The organism is uncultured Flavobacterium sp. (assembly GCF_951805225.1).
In the GTDB taxonomy this organism is placed as follows: domain Bacteria; phylum Bacteroidota; class Bacteroidia; order Flavobacteriales; family Flavobacteriaceae; genus Flavobacterium.
Window position 1 is genome coordinate 4545112 of record NZ_OX638201.1, and the last position, 20540, is coordinate 4565651.

A 20540-nucleotide genomic window follows, 5' to 3' on the forward strand; every position below is an offset into this window, starting at 1 on the left:
GACGTTGGTTTTATGAGTTTGTGATAGGCAAAGAAACTCTAAACGTAGTTCCTTTTCCGTAAGTTGATTCAAAGGTAATTGTTCCTTTGTAATTTTCTATGATGTTTTTTATAATTCCGAGTCCAAGCCCCATTCCACTGGTTTTAGTAGTGAATTTTGGCTCGAAGATTCGGCTGATATCTTGTTTTTGAATTCCAATTCCGTTGTCTTTTACGGCAATTTCCACGTTATTATTCCTACGTTTTACTGTAACCAAAATAGATTTGTGAAACTGACTTTCCGGAATTGCCTGCGTTGCATTTTTAACCAAATTTGTAATAACACGTATTAATTGCGTACGATCCATTTTTGAAATGATTTCTTGTTCTTCGCTTTCGAAAATAATATAATCTTCGTTGAAAATGTCTAAAGCAAGTTCCACAACTTCAACCACATTTAAGGTTTCATTTTGTTGTGCCGGCATTGAAGCAAAATTCGAAAATGCCGATGCAACCGCCGTCATCGTATCAATTTGCTGAATTAAAGTTTCGGAATAATCGTTTAATTTCTGTTTTACATCCGGAGCTGTTGGATCAAACTTACGCTGAAAACTCTGCACCGTTAACCTCATCGGCGTAAGCGGATTTTTGATTTCGTGTGCTACTTGTTTTGCCATTTCGCGCCAAGCTTCTTCACGCTCACTTTGGGCTAATTTTATAGCACTGGTTTCTAACTTATCCACCATTCCGTTGTAAGCCTTTATCAGGAAGTTTACTTCTTTACTATTGGCTTCCAAAACGATTTTTTCGTTTTTCTGATCCAGATTGGTTTCTTCTAATCTGTCAGAAATGGTTTTTAGTGATTTTGTGATATATGTCGAAAGAAAATAAGCCAATGCAAAAGCCACAACCAACATAAAAGAATATACCTGACTAAGACGAATCAGGAAAGTATTCAACTCATTGTCATAATAACCATCATCTTCTAAATAGGGAAGATTTAAAATTCCGAGTGGTTTGAATTTTTCGTCTTTTATCAAACTATAAGAAGATCTGTTTTTGACTCCGTCAATAGTTTTAATATCTACAAAACGCTTTTCGATCGAAGAACGCACTAATTTCAGAATATAATCCGGAACTGGCGGCGCTACTTTATCAACCGCAAAGGATTCTTTGGATGATTTTAGTAGCTTTCCATCAAGGCTATAAATATTGATTTCGATTTTGTGAATCTGAGCTAATTCATGGATTTTATCTTTAAAGATCAAATCTAAGTTAGCCGTTTTTAGAGGATATGTTGTTGTGGAAAGCACGTAATTGATATGTTCTTTTACAGCATTTTCTTTTCGTTCAAGACGTTCCTGATGATATTCTTTGGCTTCATTCTTAAACTGAATAATCGAAATAGAAGCTAATAAAAAAGATGCTACAACAATCAATACAATCATCGAAAGGAATATCCTAACACGCAATGAAAGCATCGACATTTTGAAGCTGTTAAACATAGTTTTCTTAATTATAAATTATAAATTGTTAATTATGAATTATTGGTTCATGTCTTAAATTCACCATTAACAATTCATAATTAACAATTTACAACTATTTCTTTTCTCTAATTCTTTTATAAAAACGGAATCCCAACATAATGATAATCGAGAATAAAAAGATTCCGATTACACCGAAAATCCAGTTGATGGCACTTTTTACAATAATTATAAATACTACAGCAAATAATATAATGGTTGCGCCTTCATTCCATAAACGCATAAAATTGTTACTATATTTTACCTCATCATTTTGCAGCTGTTTAAATATTTGATGGCATTTTAAATGATATAAATACAATAAAAATACAAACCCGAATTTAACCTGCATAAAATCCAAATAGATCAAACCCGGATTTAAATATAATAATGAAAAAGCAAAAATACTCGCCAAAATTGCTGACGGCCAAGTAATAATATACCACAAACGATACGTCATAATTTTGTATTGCGCTTGTAGAATTTCCTTTTCAGGCGAAGGTTTTTCGTTGGCTTCAATTTGGTACACAAACAATCTTACAATATAAAATAAACCAGCAAACCAGGTTATTACAAAAATAAGATGCAGTGCTTTTAGATAGTTATAATATTCCATTAATATAATTATGATTTTGGTCACAACTTGCGTCCAGTATAAAGTCTTTTTTCTTTACTCTTTGTTCTATACTCTTTCTTCTATTTTCTACTTCTTAGCCCAATCATTAATCCAATTTCCAACAGTTTCGCACCATTCGTCATCGTCATTCAAACACGGAATTGCTAAGAATTCTTCTCCTCCATTTGCTTCAAAATCTTCTTTGGCGCGCATTGCGATTTCTTCAAGAGTTTCTAAACAATCAGAAACAAAGGCAGGCGTAACAACCGCAAGATTCTTGATTCCTTTTCCTGGCATTTTGTCGATTTCAACATCTGTATAAGGTTCCAACCATTTGTCACCCGCTAAACGCGATTGAAAAGTCAGACTATATTTATCTGCAGGAAGTCCTAATAATTTTACGACTTGTCTGGTTGTTTCATAACATTGGTGACGGTAGCAGAAATCATGCGCAGGCGAAGGTGTATTACAACAAGAACCATCAATTTTACAATGTGATTTAGTTACATCGGTTTTGCGAATGTGACGTTCCGGGATTCCGTGGTAAGAGAATAATAAGTGATCATAATCAAAACCAACTAAATGTTTCTGAATTGAATCAGCCAAATTCTTGATATAATCCGGCTTGTTATAAAACGCAGGAACATCGGTAAAAGTCATTTGAGGGAATTTCTTTTTACGGATTTCTTCAGCTTTTACTAAAATAGTCAAAGTCGAAGCCATTGCGTATTGCGGATATAACGGAAAAAGCAATACTTCAGTAACTCCTTTATCATGTAATTCCTGAAGTCCTTTTTCGATTGTCATACTTCCGTAGCGCATTGCTAATGCTACCGGAACATTTACTAAAGGCTGAACTTTTTTCTGCATTCTTTCAGAAAGTACCACTAATGGAGAACCTTCGTCCCACCAAATTTTCGCGTAAGCGTGAGCCGATTCTTCTGGTCTTTTTCTTAAAATAATACCACGAACCAACAAAGCTCTCAATAAATACGGAACATCGATCACGTATTTATCCATTAAAAATTCATCTAAATACGGTTTTACATCTTTTGTAGTTGGACTTTCCGGAGATCCTAAGTTTACTAATAATACGCCTTTCATTATATTTTTTCTTGCTTTAGGCTTTAAGCTTTAGGCTTTAAGCATTTGTTTGTTTTTAAAAATTTCGTCAAAAGTAGAACTTGCTACTTTTTAGAAATATGATAAATGTTATTTTTTATTTATACCTTGATTTGTAAAATTGATTTCTGAATCATCTTGAATGCTTCTTTCGCTTTTTTCTTCCGTCACACATTCAATTTCTCCATTTTCTATAGCTACAAAAGCTGTTTTATTTTTTCCGAATAAAACTTTTAATTTCTCTGATCTTATAAAAACAGAAGTAATCTTAGCTTGTCTTTTTCCACAGTTTTTAATGACATCTGCTTTCCATTTGACATTATCATTCTGAATCGCTATCAAGTTTTCACTTTTCTTTTCTATATAAAATGTTATTCCTCCAGAATGTTCCATTCCTTCTAGCTTTACCAACTGACTATAATCAATTTTTGAAGTTTTTTGAGCGTTCATATTTTGAAATCCCCAAAAAGCGATGAAAGCAATCAAAATGCCCTTCTTCATTATACATTAGTATTTATCGACATCAAATATTTCTTTGGAGTTGTAGCAAACTTTTTCTTGAAAGCCGCAATAAAGTGACTTCCGGTGCTGTAACCAATCTTCAACCCAACTTCGTTTACATTATAAGATCCACTGTCTAATAGTTTTCGGGCGAAATCCATTTTGTAATCAAATAGAAAACCATAAACCGTATCGCCGTAAATTTGTTTGAAACCCATTTTGAGTTTCTTCAAATTCAAACCAATTTCATCTGCCAATTCTTGCAATCCCGGCGGTTCAGCCATATTGGCGATAATAATTTCTTTGGCTTTTCTGATTTTTAGAACGTTATCTTCATCGATCAAAAACGGACATTGTTCTGCGTTTGGATCTTCGGTTCTATTAAAATACAAACTCAATAATTCATATCCTTTTCCTTTATAATAAAGGTTTTTTATGGATGGATGAAGGTTGTAATGAAACAGCTGACTCAGCACAATAGCCATAGAAGGACTGATATTTCCTTCATTATAATATTTTTTGTCCTTATTATCAGGACTTAAAAAAGTAATATAATCTGCTTCGGCAGAAAACAACGCGTGAAATTTCTTAATCGAAACAATTACAGAGATCACCCACGAATTTGGAGCTAACTCTAAATTAAGCGGTAATTCTTTCTGCGGATTATACAAAAGCAACGATTTTTCTTCTTTCAAATCTAAAGCATAACTGCCTTGATTGAATAAAAATTTAGCATTGCCTTTTATCCCGAAGTGAAACTGTATCAGACCACTACCTACTTCGTGCTGCCCAAAAAATGGTTCAGAACTATCGTTTTGAAAACGGATTAGCGTAAAGTCGTCTTCAATTTTTATAATTTCCTGAGAACTCATAGCGATATTTTTTTTAGATAAAAATCAAAGCTATCAGAGAATGTTATTTAGAATCACTCTAAACAAATCAATTCAAACAACTTGATTTTGCTACAAAAATACTTCTTTTTGCATAAAAACAGACGTTTAGAAATAAAAAAACATGTAGCGACACAAATAGTACTTTGAGCGTTACTTTTGTAAACACTATAATGATAATTTTGTTGCACTTTTATGAAAGTGAATTTATGGAAAACAATAACGTACCGAAACACCTATATTTTTACTCCGTTGGATTGAGTTATAAAAAAGCTGATGCTGAGGTTAGAGGTCAATTTAGTTTGGATGCAGTTGCCAAAACGCGTTTACTGGAACAAGCTAAAACAGAAGGAATAGAAAGTTTAATTGTCACTTCGACTTGTAACAGAACCGAGATCTACGGTTTTGCTGAACACCCTTTTCAATTAATAAAGCTAATTTGCGATAATAGCAATGGATCCGTGGATGCTTTCCAGAAAGTAGGATTTGTTTATAAAAATCAAGAAGCGATTAATCATTTGTTTCGCGTAGGAACTGGTTTAGACAGTCAGATCTTAGGTGACTTTGAAATTATATCTCAAATAAAAACCAGTTTTGCACATTCAAAATCTTTAGGTTTAGCGAATGCTTTCTTAGAAAGATTAGTGAATGCTGTAATTCAGGCAAGCAAGAAAATCAAAAACGAAACTGAGATTAGTTCCGGCGCAACTTCGGTTTCTTTTGCATCAGTACAATACATTATTAAAAATGTAGAAGATATTGGTAATAAAAATATTTTACTTTTTGGAACAGGAAAAATCGGAAGAAATACTTGCGAGAATCTTGTAAAACATACCAAAAACGAACATATCACTTTAATAAACAGAACGAAAGACAAAGCTGAGAAATTGGCCGGAAAACTAAATCTGGTTGTTAAAGATTATTCAGAATTGCATCTTGAACTTCAAAAAGCCGATGTTGTCGTTGTCGCTACAGGCGCACAAAATCCAACGGTTGACAAAGCAATTCTAAATCTGAAAAAACCTTTATTGATTCTGGATTTGTCTATTCCGAAAAACGTACACGAAAACGTTGAGGATTTAGAAGGCGTAACTTTAATTCACATGGATTATTTGTCTCAATTGACAGATGAAACTCTTGAAAACAGAAAATTACATATTCCTGCTGCCGAAGCTATTATTGAAGAAGTAAAAGAGGAATTCATTACCTGGACAAAAGGAAGAAAATTTGCTCCAACTATTAATGCTTTAAAAGAAAAACTAAACGAAATCAAAGTTTCAGAACTAGATTTTCAAAGCAGAAAAATTGCAGATTTTAATGAAGCTCAAGCTGAAATTATCAGTAACAGAATCATCCAGAAAATCACTACACATTTCGCAAATCATTTAAAAGACGACGACACCATGGTTGATGAAAGCATCGAATGGATCGAAAAAGTCTTTAAGATAAAAGCATCTTAAAAATAAAATTTTAAACCATATAAGTTATTTAAGTTCATTTATAAAACTGCTGTTTTTACCCAAACTTCTTAAATTTACTTAAATAACTTATATGGTGAAATTCAACAAAATGGCAGAAAAAACAATCAGAATTGGAACTCGCGATAGCGAACTAGCACTTTGGCAAGCACATACTGTCGAGAAAAAACTGAATGACTTAGGTTATAAAACTTCAATTGTTGCGGTAAAATCTCAAGGCGATATTATTCTTGACAAACCTCTTTATGAACTTGGCATTACAGGAATTTTTACAAAAACCTTAGATATTGCCATGATTAATGGAGATATAGATATTGCAGTGCATTCGATGAAAGATGTTCCAACAGCTTTACCAAAAGGTATTGTGCAAGCTGCGGTTTTAGAAAGAGCCAATGTTTTAGACATTTTAGTTCACAAAGGAAATCCTGATTTTGCAAATCCAAGTACGATTGCAACCGGAAGTTTAAGACGTCAAGCGCAATGGTTTAACAAATATCCAAATCATACCGTAGTTGATTTACGTGGAAACGTAAACACGCGTATGCAAAAATTACAAGACAATAATTGGGACGGAGCTGTTTTTGCTGCTGCAGGTTTGGAGCGCATTAACCTTAAACCAGGAAATTATATAGATCTTGATTGGATGATTCCGGCACCGGCTCAAGGCGCAATGCTTGTTGTGGCAATGGAAAATGACAATTATACTTTAGACGCACTTTCGCAATTAAACCATATCGAAACTGAAATTTGTACCTATATAGAACGTCAGTTTCTAAGAACGCTGGAAGGCGGTTGTACCGCGCCAATCGGGGCTTTGGTTAACTATAATGAAGATGAAGACACTTTACATTTTCAAGGAGTTTTACTTTCTGTTGATGGAAAACAAAAACTGGAAATCGACAAAACGGTTGACATTTCTGAATGGAAAAAACTAGGTTTCTTCGCTGCTCAGGAAATTCTGAACAATGGCGGAGCCGAATTGATGGCATCTATTAAAGAATCTTTAAAAAAATAATGGCAAAATCAATTCAAATACTATCTACAAAAAAGCTATCGGGCGAACAAAAACAAGCATTGGTAAAAGCCAATATTGAAGTTATCGAAGCTGACTTTATTCAAACTCAAAACAAACCTTTCGAATTAAAAGACCTCAACGAAAATCTGATTTTTACAAGTCAGAATGCGGTTCAAAGCATTTTATCAGATCCAAAAGTCGAAGAATTAAAAAATAAAAATGTGTTTTGCGTTGGCCTAAAAACCAAAATTCTTTTATCTGAAAGTGGATTTAATGTGGTTGCTTATACAGGTTACGCTTCTGATTTGGCTGAAATTATTACTTTGATTTACCGCAACGAAAGCTATACTTTTTTCAGTGGAAATCTTCGCAGAGAAACATTACCGAAAGCTTTAAAAGATGCCGAAGTAAAATTTAATGAGATTCAGGTTTATGACACGTCATTGACACCTCAGAAAATAAAAAATGCCCTTGATGGAATCTTATTTTTCAGTCCTTCTGGCGTTGAAAGTTATTTGAAAGATAATACCATTAAGAAAGAAACCTGCTTTTGCATAGGAGAAACCACCGCAGAAGCTTTACATAAAATTACAAAAAACATCATTATTGCAGATCAGCCAACCGTTGAAGACGTAATTGAAGATGTAATTACTGAATATAAATAATTATAGCAATACGCTTTAGGCTTTAAGCCGTAAGCAGAAAAATTAAAGACAAACACCGCTTAAAGCCTAAAGCTTAAAGCCTAAAGCAATAAAAACAATGTTAAAAAACGACCTATTTTTAAAAGCATTAAAAGGAGAAACAGTTCAACGTCCGCCAGTATGGATGATGCGTCAAGCCGGAAGATACTTACCGGAATTTATCGCTTTGCGTGATAAATATGATTTCTTCACTCGTTGTCAAACTCCTGAATTGGCTGCTGAAATCACGGTTCAACCAATTCGCAGAATTGCTCCGGATGCAGCGATTTTATTCTCAGATATCTTAGTTGTTCCACAAGCAATGGGAATCGAAGTTTTAATGAAAGAGAATTTTGGTCCGTTTTTACCAAACCCAATTCGTTCGCTTGCTGACGTTCATAGAGTTTACGTTCCGGATATTCAGGAAAGTTTAGGTTATGTAATGGATGCAATTAAATTAACTAAAGAAATGCTGAACGACGAAATACCATTAATTGGTTTCGCTGGTTCGCCTTGGACAATTTTCTGTTATGCTGTTGAAGGAAAAGGTTCTAAAAGTTTTGATACTGCAAAAGGATTCTGTTTCTCAAACCCAGCTGCAGCGCATACTTTATTACAAAAAATTACAGACACTACTATTTTATATTTAAAAGAAAAAGTAAAAGCTGGTGTTGATGCCGTTCAGATTTTTGATTCTTGGGGAGGAATGCTTTCTCCGGTTGATTATCAGGAATTCTCATGGAAATACATCAACCAAATCGTTGAAGCTTTGGCTGATCACGCTCCGGTTATTGTTTTCGGAAAAGGATGTTGGTTTGCTCTTGGCGAAATGGGTAAAAGTAGAGCTTCAGCTCTTGGAGTAGACTGGACATGTTCGGCTAGAAATGCGCGTTATTTGTCTGGTGGAAACATTACTTTACAAGGAAACTTTGATCCGTCAAGATTGCTTTCTCCAATTCCAACTATTAAAAAGATGGTTCACGAAATGATCGATGAATTCGGAAAAGATAAATATGTTGTAAATTTAGGTCACGGAATTTTACCAAATATCCCTGTAGATCACGCAAAAGCGTTTATTGACGCGGTTAAGGAATACGGAAATTAGTATATTAGTATTCAGTCGCAGTTTTCAGTTTGCCTGTAACTCTTACTAAATACCAACAATAAAGTTCCGGAGGAACGATTCACTTTGTAGCCCCGGATTTTAATCCGGGGTTTGTGAATAATGCCAAAACATCCCGATTTAGAAAACGTACAAACATGTTAAATAAAGGTTTAAGAGACGAAGAAAAAATCAGAATTGACAATGTTCTAAAAACATTGCGAACACTCATTTTTGTGCCTTATCCTTTGGAGCATTTGCAAAAATCAGATATCGAAAATCAATTAAAAGAGTTTGGACTAAATATTCAAACATTAATCGATTACTCGAATGAAGAATTAATTACCTTATTAAATCGTCTTCATCTTGACTGGGAACAGTTAGAACAATTTGGTGATATTTTAATCGAATTCTCAAAAGAAGAAAACTATAATTTTAAAGATAAAGCTTTAGCCATTTACCAATATATTCAACAGGAAAGCAAGGTTTTCTCCTTTGGGATAAACACTAAAATAGCTTTGGCTAAAAACAAATAAGCAATGGATATCATAGATTGTAAAATAGAATCAATTAGCAATATTCTTCCCGAAGAGTTCTACAACCTCATCGAAAAGAATAGAAAACATATTGAAAAAACTTTCCCGTTGACTCTTTCTTATTGTGAAGATCTCGGAAAAACAAGAAAATTTATTGCCTTCAACCAAGATAAAGAAAAACACAAAGAAGGATATTATTTCTACGCAAGAGATATAAAAACCAATACTTTAATTGGTTATTTATGTATAAAAAGCATCGATACAAATAAAGCAAAATGTGAATTAGGCTATTTTGTTGACGAAGATTTTCAAGGAAAAGGAATTACTTCAATGTTGGTTTCTGAAACTTTAGACTTTTGTTTTAATACTTTAAAAATGAACAAAGTTTTTATTTGTACTTCAAAAATCAATAAAGCAAGTCAACAAATTGCTTTGAAACATCATTTTAAACAAGAAGGAATTTTAAGAGACGAATTCAAAAATGGCGACGGAACATTAGAAGATGTCGTTTACTTTGGATTGCTTAAATCTGAATATAATACACTTGAAAAATAAACTCTTTGACTTTATTTTAATATAAGAAACAGAACTAGAAACCATCATGACTAAAGAAACTGCTATAAAATTATTTGAACAAAAACAAATACGCTCAGTCTGGAGCGATGCAGAAGAGAAGTGGTTTTTTTCTATTGTAGATGTTATGCAAGTTCTAACAGATAGTCAAAATCCGCAAGTTTATTGGAGGGTTTTAAAGAAGAGATTACTTTCAGAAGGCAACCAAACCGTTACAAATTGTAACGGTTTGAAAATGGAAGCAGCTGATGGTAAAATGAGGTTAACTGATGTTGCTGATACAGAACAATTATTCAGACTAATTCAATCGGTTCCATCTAAAAAAGCGGAACCTTTTAAACTATGGCTGGCTCAAGTTGGTCGAGAAAGAATTGACGAAATTGAAGATCCTGAACTTGGTTTTGATAGACTTATGGAAACCTATTTAAAAAAAGGATATTCTAAAGAATGGGTAAATCAACGTTTAAAAAGTATTGAAGTAAGAAAAGATCTTACTGATGAATGGGATAAACGAGGTGTAAAAAAAGGACAAGAATATGCTATTCTTACAGACGAAATCACCAAAGCCTGGAGTGGTTTATCTGTAAAAGAATACAAAAACCATAAAAGTCTAAAAAAAGAAAATCTACGTGATAATATGAGTAACTTAGAATTAGTTCTCAATATGTTGGCTGAAGCTACCACAACAGAAATCAGCAAAGAAAAGAAACCTGAAAATTTTATAGAAAATAAAATAATTGCTAATCAAGGTGGAACAATTGCCGGAAATACACGTAAAGAAATTGAAGAAAAAATAGGTAAAAAAGTAGTCAATAAATTAAATGCTATTGATTATTTGGCGAATAAAAAAGAATTAGAATAACAATGAAAGATCAATTTTACGCATACATACAAAAATTACAAGATCAGATTTGCGCCGGATTAGAAGCCGTTGACGGAACTGCAAAATTCCGTGAAGATCTTTGGAAACGTCCAGAAGGTGGCGGCGGAAGAACACGTGTTATTGAAAACGGTGATGTTTTTGAAAAAGGCGGCGTAAACATTTCAGCCGTTCATGGAAAACTTCCGGAAGCGATGCAAAAAATGTTTGGCGTTGGCGAAGCAGATTTTTTTGCCTGCGGATTAAGTTTGGTTTTACATCCTAAAAACCCGATGGTTCCTACTGTGCACGCCAATTGGCGATATTTTGAAATGTATGATGAATCTGGAAAAGTGATTGAACAATGGTTTGGTGGCGGACAAGATTTAACGCCTTATTATTTGTTTGAAGAAGATGCAAAACATTTTCATCAAACTTGTAAAACTGCTTGCGATAAACACAATCCGGAGTTTTATCCTAAATATAAAAAGCAATGTGACGCTTATTTCTGGAATGCGCATAGAAACGAAGCACGCGGAATTGGCGGTTTGTTCTTTGATTATTGCAAAGCAAGCGAAACAATGTCAATGGAAGATTGGTACAACTTTGTAACCGAAGTTGGGAATAGTTTCCTTCAAGCTTATGTTCCAATTGTAGAAAGAAGAAAAAATTTAGAATATTCTCCGGCAAACAGAAACTGGCAGGAAATTCGTCGTGGCCGTTATGTTGAGTTTAATCTCGTTCATGACAAAGGAACTTTGTTTGGTTTAAAAACCAACGGAAGAATTGAGAGTATTTTGATGAGTTTACCGCCACATGTTCAATGGGTTTACGATCACCATGCAGAAGCAGGAAGTGAAGAAGAAAAATTAGTAAATGTGCTGGAAAATCCTCGTGAATGGATCTAAAACTGATTTATATAGTGTTTTTTGGAGGCGTTTTTGGGTGTTTTGCTCAGAAAGATTCGCTTCAAAATCCCTATTTTAAATCTTATAATGACAAAGTTACCGCCAGCGCTTATTATTTAGATACTTCTAATAATTTTCAGCTTGGCTTTACCATTGACAAACAAAAAAAATACATCGACCTTAATCCAAACCGAAAAGAACAGCTTGGTTTAAGTTTAAGTTATAAGTTCATAGATATAAGTTTTGGTTTTGCTCCCAAGTTTTTCGATGTAAACAGAGACAATTCAAATTCTAAGTTATTTAGTTTCAATACCCGATTTTATTATAAAAAATGGATGCAATCCTTCACTTTTATCAATCAAAAAGGGTTTTATGCTTATGATTCCGGGATTACTATAGATTTTCCGCGAATGCGAACTACAAAAATTGGCGGAACAACTTCGTATATCTTCAATAATAATTTCTCTTATAAAGCATTGGTCAATCAAAATGAATGGCAAACGAAGAGTTCCGGAAGTTTTATTCCCACTTTTTCTTTCTATTATACCAATTTGAATTTGAACAATGAACCAAATTCTTCGAACGGAGATATCTATGTTTTTTCATTGGCTCCCTCCTATTTTTATAATTTCGTAATTAGTGATCGCGTTCTAATAGGAACCGGACTTGCTTTTGGTGCCGGAATCAATGATGTCGATGGAGACGTTTCGGCTTTGTATCAATTAGACTTCAATTTAAAGCTTGCCTATAATAGAGATCGGTTTTTTGCTTATGCGAGCTTAAACACGCTTAATTTCGTTCAGAATGACGCTGCAGAAGCTCGATTGAACGATAATATTTCAACTTTAAAATTCAGTATTGGTTACCGATTTGATCCTCCGAATAAAGTAAAAGAAGTTTATGACGAGATAAATCAAAAAACAGGCTTATAGTTATTTCAATTCAACTAAAATTTTCATTCTACAATTTAAACTAAAATGTTATGGAAAAGAGAAATATAAACACGGTACAATTAGATCGTATGCATTCCGGAAAAGGTTTTATCGCCGCACTGGATCAAAGTGGCGGAAGTACGCCAAAGGCTTTAGCACAATACGGCGTACAGGAAAGCAGTTTTTCGAATGAAGAAGAAATGTACACTCTTGTGCACGAAATGAGAACACGAATTATCAAAAGTCCTGCGTTTGATAGTGAATATATTTTAGGAGCAATTTTGTTTGAAAATACTATGGATCGCAAAATAGACGGACAATGGACCGCCGACTATTTGTGGGAGAAGAAAAACATTGTTCCTTTTCTAAAAGTTGACAAAGGTCTTGCTGATCTTGCAAATGGTGTTCAACTAATGAAGCCTATTTCTAATTTAGACGAATTGTTGACGCGAGCTGTAGAACGAAATGTTTTTGGAACCAAAATGCGTTCTGTTATTAAAGAAGCAAATGCAACTGGAATTCGTGAAGTTGTAGAACAACAATTTGCAGTTGGTTTACAAATTTTCGAAAAAGGACTTGTGCCGATTATTGAACCTGAAGTTGATATTTACAGCGTTGATAAAGAAAAATCAGAAGCAATTCTAAAAGAAGAAATCAAAAAGCAGCTTAGTTTATTAGGCAAAGATGTCAAAGTAATGCTGAAATTGTCTATTCCAACTGTGAATGATTTTTACAAAGAACTAATTTCTGATCCACATGTTGTGCGTATTGTTGCTTTATCCGGAGGTTACGGACAAGACGAAGCCAATGATAAACTATCACAAAATCACGGATTGATAGCAAGTTTCTCAAGAGCATTATCTGAAGGACTTTTTGCAGATCAATCTGAAGAAGAGTTTGACACTAAAATAGGTAAAACAATCAAAGAGATTTACGAAGCTTCAATAACATAAATAAGTCGAAAGTTAAAAGTCGTAAAGTCAAAAGTCTTGACATCAATAAAATAAGAATCTAAACACAAGATTGCAGAAAAATCTAAAATCTGCATTCTGAAATCTAAAATTTAAAACAATGTTCCCATTACAAAGAAACCGTCGTTTAAGAACCAATGAATCTATTCGTTCATTAGTTCGTGAAACTAGTTTGAGCCCACAAGATTTTATGCTTCCAATGTTTGTTGCGGAAGGAAAAGATGTAAAAGTTGCCATTCCTTCAATGCCTGGAATTTATCGTCATTCTTTAGACAATACCATTAAAGAAGTGAAAGAAGCTTGGGATTTAGGAATCAAAGCGGTGAATATTTACGTAAAAGTAAGCGACAGCTTAAAAGACAATAAAGGTGTTGAAGCATGGAATAAAGATGGTTTGATGCAACAAACTATTCGTGCGATTAAAGATGCAGTTCCTGAAATGATTGTTATGCCGGATGTGGCTTTAGATCCGTATTCAATTTATGGCCATGACGGAATTATTGAAAATGGTCAATTAATCAATGATGCAACTGTAGATGCTTTAACCAGAATGAGTTTGAGTCATGCTGAGGCTGGAGCCGATTTTGTTGCGCCAAGTGACATGATGGACGGAAGAGTTTTGGCAATCAGAAAAGCATTAGAAGAAAACGGACATCATAATGTGGGAATCATGAGTTATAGTGCCAAATATGCTTCGGCATTTTATGGTCCTTTTCGTGATGCTTTGGATTCTGCTCCGGTAGATTCTCAAAATATTCCTAAAGATAAAAAGACCTATCAAATGGATTATGCAAACCGAATTGAAGGAATTCGCGAAGCATTATTGGATGTTGAAGAAGGCGCTGACATTGTAATGGTAAAACCGGGAATGGCTTATTTAGACATTGTCCGTGAGGTAAAAAATGCCGTTCATGTGCCTGTTGCTGTTTACCAAGTATCTGGTGAGTACGCTATGGTAAAGGCCGCAGCCGAAAGAGGATGGCTAGATCACGACAAAATTATGATAGAGCAACTATATTGCATTAAGCGTGCAGGAGCAAGTATTATCTCGACTTATTTTGCAAAAGAAGCTGCTGTAATCTTAAATAAATAGTCGATGAAAAAAGTATTATTCTTATCTGCAGTTTTAGCATTTGCATCTTGCAAAAAAGAGTCAACTGAAAATCCAACAGAGAATTCAACAGAATCATATTCCGAAGGAGAATCGGCGAAAGCCAAAACGCCTGAAGCTTTAGGAAAAGAAATTTTTGAAGGACAAGGAAACTGTATTTCATGTCATCAGGTTGATCAAAAAGTAATTGGTCCAAGCTTGCAGGAAATTGCAAAAACCTACAAAGACAAAAAAGGTGATATTGTAACTTTCTTAAAAGGAAATGCAGAACCAATTGTTGATCCAAGTCAGTTTGCGGTTATGAAAACCAATATTCCAATAACTCAGGCAATGTCTGATGAAGAATTGAAAGCTATTGAAACTTATATATACAGTAATTTGAAATAATAGCGATTAAATTTTCTTTTGAAATTCACTGCTGACATACTGTTGTCACCAACTGATTATACATTTGGATTCAAATAAATAATTTAGGTACAATGGACATTCAAAAATTCAATATTATTGGGATTTCGGTTAGAACAACTAACGAAAACGGGCAATCAGGACAAGATATTCCTGCGCTTTTAAAGAAATTTATAGGAGAAGGAATTGCTGAAAAGATTCCGAATAAAATAAGCAACGATGTTATTTTCGTTTATACGGATTACGAAAAGGATCACACAAAACCATATACAACCATTTTAGGATGTCCGGTTGAAGGTTTAGATTCAATTCCCGCAGAAATGACCGGTAAAACAATTGAAGGTGTTCATTACGAGAAATTCGTTGCAAAAGGAAATCTTACGGAAGGCGCTGTTTACAAAGAATGGATGAAAATCTGGAACTCAGATTTAGACAGAAGCTTTACTTCTGATTTTGAAATTTACGGAGAAAAAGCTCAGAATCCTGAAAATGCCGAAGTTGACATTTTCATCGCAATAAATAGATAAAACAAGAACGGCACTAATGTAGCGCCGTTTTTTTGTTTTTATAAATTCCCTTGTTCCAGAGGAACAAATCATCGGTAGAAAATTATATTGGTATTTGTGTTTTACGTTCCGTAGGAACGTTTGTTTTTGACATCATGATTTTTTAACAATCTAACATATCAAACGTTCCTATGGAACGTCAACGTGACCGACCAACATTTTTTCTACCGATGAAACATTCCTATGGAATGATAAACTGGTGTAAAATTGGAGAGCTCAATTTTAATCAAATAATTATAAAAAAGGGGCTTTCTCAAAAATTGAGAAAGCCCCTTTTTATATCATACAAGAATAAATTACCAGATTTTAACTCTCTTTTCTGGATCAACATACATTGCATCTCCTTTTTTGATTCCGAAAGCCTGATAAAAAGCATCAACATTCTGAATTGGAACAACCGCTCTGTACATTCCCGGCGAGTGCGGATCTGTTTTCACTTGGCTTTTGATAGCTTCATCTCTTGATTTAGTTCTCCAAACTGTTGCCCATGAAATAAAGAAACGTTGCTCTGGAGTAAATCCGTCAATTAAGCCAGGATTTCCGTTTGCTTTCAAATACAATTGTAAACCATCGTAAGCAGCATTAATTCCACCTAAATCACCAATATTTTCACCTAAAGTAAATTTACCATCTACGTGAATTCCAGGCAAAGGTTCTAAAGCACTGTATTGTGCTGCAAGTGCTGCTCCAAGAGCCGTAAATTGTTTTAGATCTTCTGGTGTCCACCAATCAACGAGATTTCCATCTGCATTGTAACGCGCACCTGAATCATCAAATCCATGTGAAATCTCATGTCCGATTACAGCGCCAATTCCACCATAATTTACTGCTTCATCAGCTTGGTAATTGTAGAATGGCGGTTGTAAAATTGCTGCAGGAAAAACAATCTCATTATAAGATGGGTTGAAATAAGCATTCACCGTTTGTGGTGACATTCCCCATTCTGTTTTATCAACTGGTTTGCCTAATTTTTCTAAACTTTCGGCATAAGCCCATTTTGCTATATTTTTGGAATTATCAAAATAAGTTCCGCCTTCAGCAACATTTTTAAGTTCTAATTTAGAGTAATCTTTCCATTTATCAGGATATCCAATTTTAATGGTAAGTTTCTTCAACTTTTCAATTGCCTTTGCTTTTGTTGCAGTCGACATCCAAGTCAAAGCATTGATTCTGTTTTCGTAAGCTAACATTACATTAGCAATCATATTCTTTGCTTTTTCTTTTGCTTCAGCAGGAAATAACTTCTCTACATATAATTTTCCTAAAGCTTCTCCGGTTGCACCGTTGATTATTTGCAATGCAACTTCTTCACGCGGACGTTGTTTTAACGCGCCTGTTAATGTTTTTCCGTAGAAATCGAAATTAGCATTTTCTATATCTGTTGATAAAGTTGAAGCTGCTCTGTTTAAGATAGACCATTTTAGGTATTCTTTCCATGCTTCTACTTTCTTCTCTGTTAACGTTTTTTCTAAAGCAATCATGTAGCGTGGTTGCGCAACATTTACTGTATCTAGTTTTGACATTCCAATTCCTGTGAAATATTTATCCCATTGAATTGAAGGCGTATTCTTTTTTAAATCAGCAATAGCTGTTGGATTGTACTGTTTTCTACGATCTCTGCGTTCAACACGATCTAATCTTGGAGCAGACAATTCAATTTCTAAAGCCAGAATTTGTTTAGCACTTTCCTTTGCTTTTGCAGGAGATTCTCCAAGAAATTGTAACATTCTCGCCACGTGAACTTCATATTTTTCACGTTTTTCTTTTGAATCTTTATCATCAGAATTGTAATAATCTTTATCCGACAATCCCAAACCTCCCGGGCTTAAGTTAACTGAGTTTTTATTACTGTTCTTTGCATCAGCTCCAACATAAATTCCAAAGAAACCAATTCCTCCCTGAGGTTGCATTTCGATAAAGAAGTTTTGTAAATCGGTTACATTTTTAATTGCATCGATCTTCTTTAAATAAGGCTGAAGCGGTTTGATTCCATTTTTATTACGACCAACCGTATCCATAATCGTATTAAATAAAGCGATTGCTTTACCCTGATCTGTATTCGATTTGTACTTAGGATCTTTCGACGCTTCTTTTAAAATTGCAAGTGCATCATTGTCTGTCTTTTGACGTAATTCATTAAAACTTCCCCATGAATTTCTATCACTTGGAATTTCGGTTTTGTCAAGCCAGGTTCCGTTTACATAACGGAAAAAATCCTGTCCCGGACTAACTTTGGTATCCATATTAGAAAGATTGATACCCGGTTCTTTAGGTTTTGCGTTTTGTGCCTCTATAGTTACGCAACAAAGCATTGCTGAAAATGCACAAAACACAGATTTGTTAAGCTGTTTTATCATTTTTATTTATAGTTTTTAGTATATATAAACAATTAGTATTCATTTGAAATTTATGTTACAAACTTTAACTAATTGATTGGAAAGATTGTGATGAAATAAAAGTATCTATCTTAATTTTTTAAACAAAAAACGGCGCTAAAATTAGCGCCGTTTTTATTATAATTTAAAGATTACCAGATTTTAACACGTTTGTCTGGACTTACATACATTTTATCTCCGGCTTTAATTCCGAAAGCATCATAAAACGCATCAACATTCTGAAGTGGCACATAAGCTCTGTACATTCCAGGAGAATGCGGATCTGTTTTTACCTGATTTTTGATCGCTTCATCTCTTGATTTAGTTCTCCAAACTGTAGCCCAAGAAATAAAGAAACGTTGCTCAGGAGTATATCCATCGATTAAAGCTGGTCTTCCGTGTGCTTTCAAATACAATTGCAAACCATCGAAAGCAGCATTTATTCCACCTAAATCACCTATGTTTTCACCTAAAGTAAATTTACCATCAACGTGAATTCCAGGTAAAGGCTCTAAAGCGCTGTATTGATCTGCAAGAGCAGTTCCTAAAGCTGTAAATTGTTTTAAATCTTCAGCAGTCCACCAGTCAACAAGATTTCCATCTGCATTGTAACGTGCTCCTGAATCATCAAAACCATGAGAAATCTCATGTCCGATTACAGCTCCAATTCCACCATAATTTACAGCTTCGTCAGCTTGGTAATTATAAAATGGAGATTGTAAAATCGCCGCAGGGAAAACAATTTCGTTATAAGATGGGTTGTAATAAGCATTTACAGTTTGTGGTGACATTCCCCATTCTGTTTTATCAACCGGTTTTTTCAATTTCTCTACGTCTTCCTTAAAAGTCCATTTTGATAAATTGCGTACGTTTTCAAAATAACTTCCGCCTTCGGTAACACTTTTAATTTCAAGAGCCGAATAATCTTTCCATTTATCAGGATAACCTACTTTAATGGTAATTTTATTTAATTTCTCGATTGCCTTTGCTTTTGTTGCAGTTGACATCCATGTTAAATTATTAATACGGTTTTGGTAAGCCAAAATCACATTATGAATCATATCCAAAGCTTTTGTTTTTGCTTCAGCAGGAAATACTTTCTCTACATACAATTTACCAAGAGCTTCTCCAATTCCACGATTTACAACAGACAAAGCACTTTCTTCGCGAGGTAATTGCTTTATTGCTCCTCTTAAAGTTTTACTGTAAAAGTCAAAATTTGCAGTTTCAATATCTGTAGTTAATTGTGATGTTGATCTGTTTAATAAAGTCCATTTAAGATATTCTTTCCATTGAGCAACTTTGTTTTCAGTAAGAATAACTTGAACAGCTTTCATATAACGTGGTTCTGTTACAATAACACTGTCTAATTTTGCCAAGCCAAGACCTGTAAAATAAGCATCCCACTTAATAGCCGGAGTTAATTTTTGAAGATCAGCAACTGTCATTGGGTTGTATTGTAAACGGCTGTCTCTGCTCTCAACACGATCCAATCTTGGAGCTGATAAAGCAGTTTCTAATGCTAAAATTTCAGCAGCACTTTGTTTTGCTTTTGCTGGAGTTTCTCCAATAAACTGCATCATTCTTGCTACGTGAAGCTCATATTTTGCACGTTTTTCTTTTGAATCTTTATCATCAGAATTGTAATAATCTTTATCAGATAATCCTAATCTGCTTGTACCAAGAGCTACAGAGTTTTTAGAACTGTTTTTGTCATCGGCACCAATGTAAATTCCAAAGAAGTCATTTCCTCCTTCAGGTTCCATTTCAACCAAATATTTTTGAAGATCTGCTACATTTTTGATCGCGTCGATTTTCTTTAAATAAGGCTGAAGTGGCGCAACTCCTCTTTTGTTTCTTCCTACTGTATCTAAAACAGTATTGAACAAATTCACCGCTTTACCTTGATCAGTGCTTGATTTATACTTTGGATTTTTTGAAGCATCCTTCAAAATTGCCATTGCATCTTTATCTGTTTTTTTGATTAGTTCGTTAAAACTTCCCCAAGTTGTTCTGTCACTTGGAATTTTAGTTTCGTCCAACCAGGTTCCGTTTACAAATTGGAAGAAATCCTGGCTCGGGCTAATTTTCGTATTCATATACGAAACATTAATTCCCGGTTCTTTTGGAGCTGTGCTCTGAGCTTGAACTGCAGTAAAAGAAAGTATTGCAGAAAAAGCACAAAACAAAGGTTTAGTAAGCTGTTTGTTCATTTTCGAGTGTGTTTTTTGTGTACATACAAACTTATTGTTAATATTCTAAAAAATATGTTAAAATTCCGCAATAATATTCTCGCATTTTTGATGAAAATACATCATCCAAACCAGCTAATATTTTCATGAATATATGTTTGCCTTTTACTTTTTAATTGAAATTGTTTTTGGAATATTTGTTAA

20 protein-coding genes are annotated in these 20540 nt (G+C 34.1%); 13 read left to right on the forward strand and 7 right to left on the reverse strand.

What is annotated here, in order from left to right:
• Positions 1 to 10: 10 nt before the first annotated feature.
• The 5 genes from WN975_RS18945 to WN975_RS18965 all read right to left on the reverse strand — a co-directional run bounded on the left by WN975_RS18945 (position 11) and on the right by WN975_RS18965 (position 4612).
• A complete protein-coding gene (locus WN975_RS18945; RefSeq protein WP_337969005.1) occupies positions 11 to 1426 on the reverse strand; it encodes a HAMP domain-containing sensor histidine kinase in 1416 nt (471 codons plus the stop codon).
• Between the two features lie 151 nt (positions 1427 to 1577).
• Positions 1578 to 2117, reverse strand: a complete 540-nt coding sequence (locus WN975_RS18950) for a CopD family protein (RefSeq protein ID WP_337967858.1) — start codon at positions 2115 to 2117, stop codon at positions 1578 to 1580.
• A gap of 87 nt (positions 2118 to 2204) precedes the next feature.
• Positions 2205 to 3221 carry a ferrochelatase gene (gene hemH / locus WN975_RS18955; protein WP_337967859.1) on the reverse strand — a complete coding sequence of 339 codons (1017 nt, stop codon included), beginning with the start codon at positions 3219 to 3221 and terminating at the stop codon, positions 2205 to 2207.
• Positions 3222 to 3329: 108 nt separating this feature from the next.
• Positions 3330 to 3740 (reverse strand): hypothetical protein, encoded by a 411-nt coding sequence (locus tag WN975_RS18960; protein WP_337967860.1) that lies wholly within the window; start codon positions 3738 to 3740, stop codon positions 3330 to 3332.
• A complete protein-coding gene (locus WN975_RS18965; protein ID WP_056247889.1) occupies positions 3740 to 4612 on the reverse strand; it encodes an AraC family transcriptional regulator in 873 nt (290 codons plus the stop codon). Before WN975_RS18965 ends, WN975_RS18960 begins: the two co-directional genes overlap by 1 nt.
• Before the next feature lie 227 nt (positions 4613 to 4839).
• Between WN975_RS18965 and hemA the strand changes: the two genes are divergently transcribed.
• The 13 genes from hemA (at position 4840) to WN975_RS19030 (ending at position 15730) form a co-directional block, all read left to right on the forward strand.
• Positions 4840 to 6090: a glutamyl-tRNA reductase gene (gene hemA, locus WN975_RS18970; RefSeq protein ID WP_337967861.1), complete on the forward strand. Its 1251-nt coding sequence runs from the start codon at positions 4840 to 4842 to the stop codon at positions 6088 to 6090.
• A gap of 109 nt (positions 6091 to 6199) precedes the next feature.
• Positions 6200 to 7123 (forward strand): hydroxymethylbilane synthase, encoded by a 924-nt coding sequence (gene hemC / locus WN975_RS18975; protein WP_121330006.1) that lies wholly within the window; start codon positions 6200 to 6202, stop codon positions 7121 to 7123.
• Positions 7123 to 7788 (forward strand): uroporphyrinogen-III synthase, encoded by a 666-nt coding sequence (locus WN975_RS18980; RefSeq protein ID WP_337967862.1) that lies wholly within the window; start codon positions 7123 to 7125, stop codon positions 7786 to 7788. The genes hemC and WN975_RS18980 overlap by 1 nt, the downstream gene beginning before the upstream one ends.
• 97 nt (positions 7789 to 7885) lie before the next feature.
• Positions 7886 to 8911 carry a uroporphyrinogen decarboxylase gene (gene hemE / locus WN975_RS18985; protein WP_337967863.1) on the forward strand — a complete coding sequence of 342 codons (1026 nt, stop codon included), beginning with the start codon at positions 7886 to 7888 and terminating at the stop codon, positions 8909 to 8911.
• Positions 8912 to 9066: 155 nt separating this feature from the next.
• Complete coding sequence (locus WN975_RS18990; RefSeq protein WP_337967864.1) at positions 9067 to 9444, forward strand: hypothetical protein; 378 nt, start codon at positions 9067 to 9069, stop codon at positions 9442 to 9444.
• Between the two features lie 3 nt (positions 9445 to 9447).
• Positions 9448 to 9999, forward strand: a complete 552-nt coding sequence (locus WN975_RS18995; RefSeq protein ID WP_337967865.1) for a GNAT family protein — start codon at positions 9448 to 9450, stop codon at positions 9997 to 9999.
• Between the two features lie 46 nt (positions 10000 to 10045).
• A complete protein-coding gene (locus WN975_RS19000; RefSeq protein WP_337967866.1) occupies positions 10046 to 10879 on the forward strand; it encodes a Bro-N domain-containing protein in 834 nt (277 codons plus the stop codon).
• A gap of 2 nt (positions 10880 to 10881) precedes the next feature.
• A complete protein-coding gene (gene hemF / locus WN975_RS19005; protein ID WP_337967867.1) occupies positions 10882 to 11784 on the forward strand; it encodes an oxygen-dependent coproporphyrinogen oxidase in 903 nt (300 codons plus the stop codon).
• A complete protein-coding gene (locus WN975_RS19010) occupies positions 11775 to 12716 on the forward strand; it encodes a DUF4421 family protein (protein ID WP_337967868.1) in 942 nt (313 codons plus the stop codon). Before hemF ends, WN975_RS19010 begins: the two co-directional genes overlap by 10 nt.
• Before the next feature lie 65 nt (positions 12717 to 12781).
• Positions 12782 to 13669 carry a fructose bisphosphate aldolase gene (locus WN975_RS19015; RefSeq protein ID WP_337969006.1) on the forward strand — a complete coding sequence of 296 codons (888 nt, stop codon included), beginning with the start codon at positions 12782 to 12784 and terminating at the stop codon, positions 13667 to 13669.
• A 118-nt stretch (positions 13670 to 13787) separates the two neighbouring features.
• Positions 13788 to 14780 carry a porphobilinogen synthase gene (gene hemB / locus WN975_RS19020; protein WP_337967869.1) on the forward strand — a complete coding sequence of 331 codons (993 nt, stop codon included), beginning with the start codon at positions 13788 to 13790 and terminating at the stop codon, positions 14778 to 14780.
• A gap of 3 nt (positions 14781 to 14783) precedes the next feature.
• Entirely contained in the window at positions 14784 to 15185 is a 402-nt protein-coding gene (locus WN975_RS19025; protein ID WP_099710058.1) for a c-type cytochrome, read from the forward strand.
• Positions 15186 to 15277: 92 nt separating this feature from the next.
• Positions 15278 to 15730: a GyrI-like domain-containing protein gene (locus WN975_RS19030; protein WP_099710059.1), complete on the forward strand. Its 453-nt coding sequence runs from the start codon at positions 15278 to 15280 to the stop codon at positions 15728 to 15730.
• Positions 15731 to 16065: 335 nt separating this feature from the next.
• Here the strand turns inward: WN975_RS19030 and WN975_RS19035 are convergent, their stop codons facing one another.
• Together WN975_RS19035 and WN975_RS19040 are read right to left on the reverse strand one after the other, a co-directional pair.
• Positions 16066 to 18126 (reverse strand): M13 family metallopeptidase, encoded by a 2061-nt coding sequence (locus tag WN975_RS19035; protein ID WP_337967870.1) that lies wholly within the window; start codon positions 18124 to 18126, stop codon positions 16066 to 16068.
• A 170-nt stretch (positions 18127 to 18296) separates the two neighbouring features.
• Positions 18297 to 20357, reverse strand: a complete 2061-nt coding sequence (locus WN975_RS19040) for a M13 family metallopeptidase (RefSeq protein WP_337967871.1) — start codon at positions 20355 to 20357, stop codon at positions 18297 to 18299.
• Positions 20358 to 20540 lie beyond the last annotated feature (183 nt).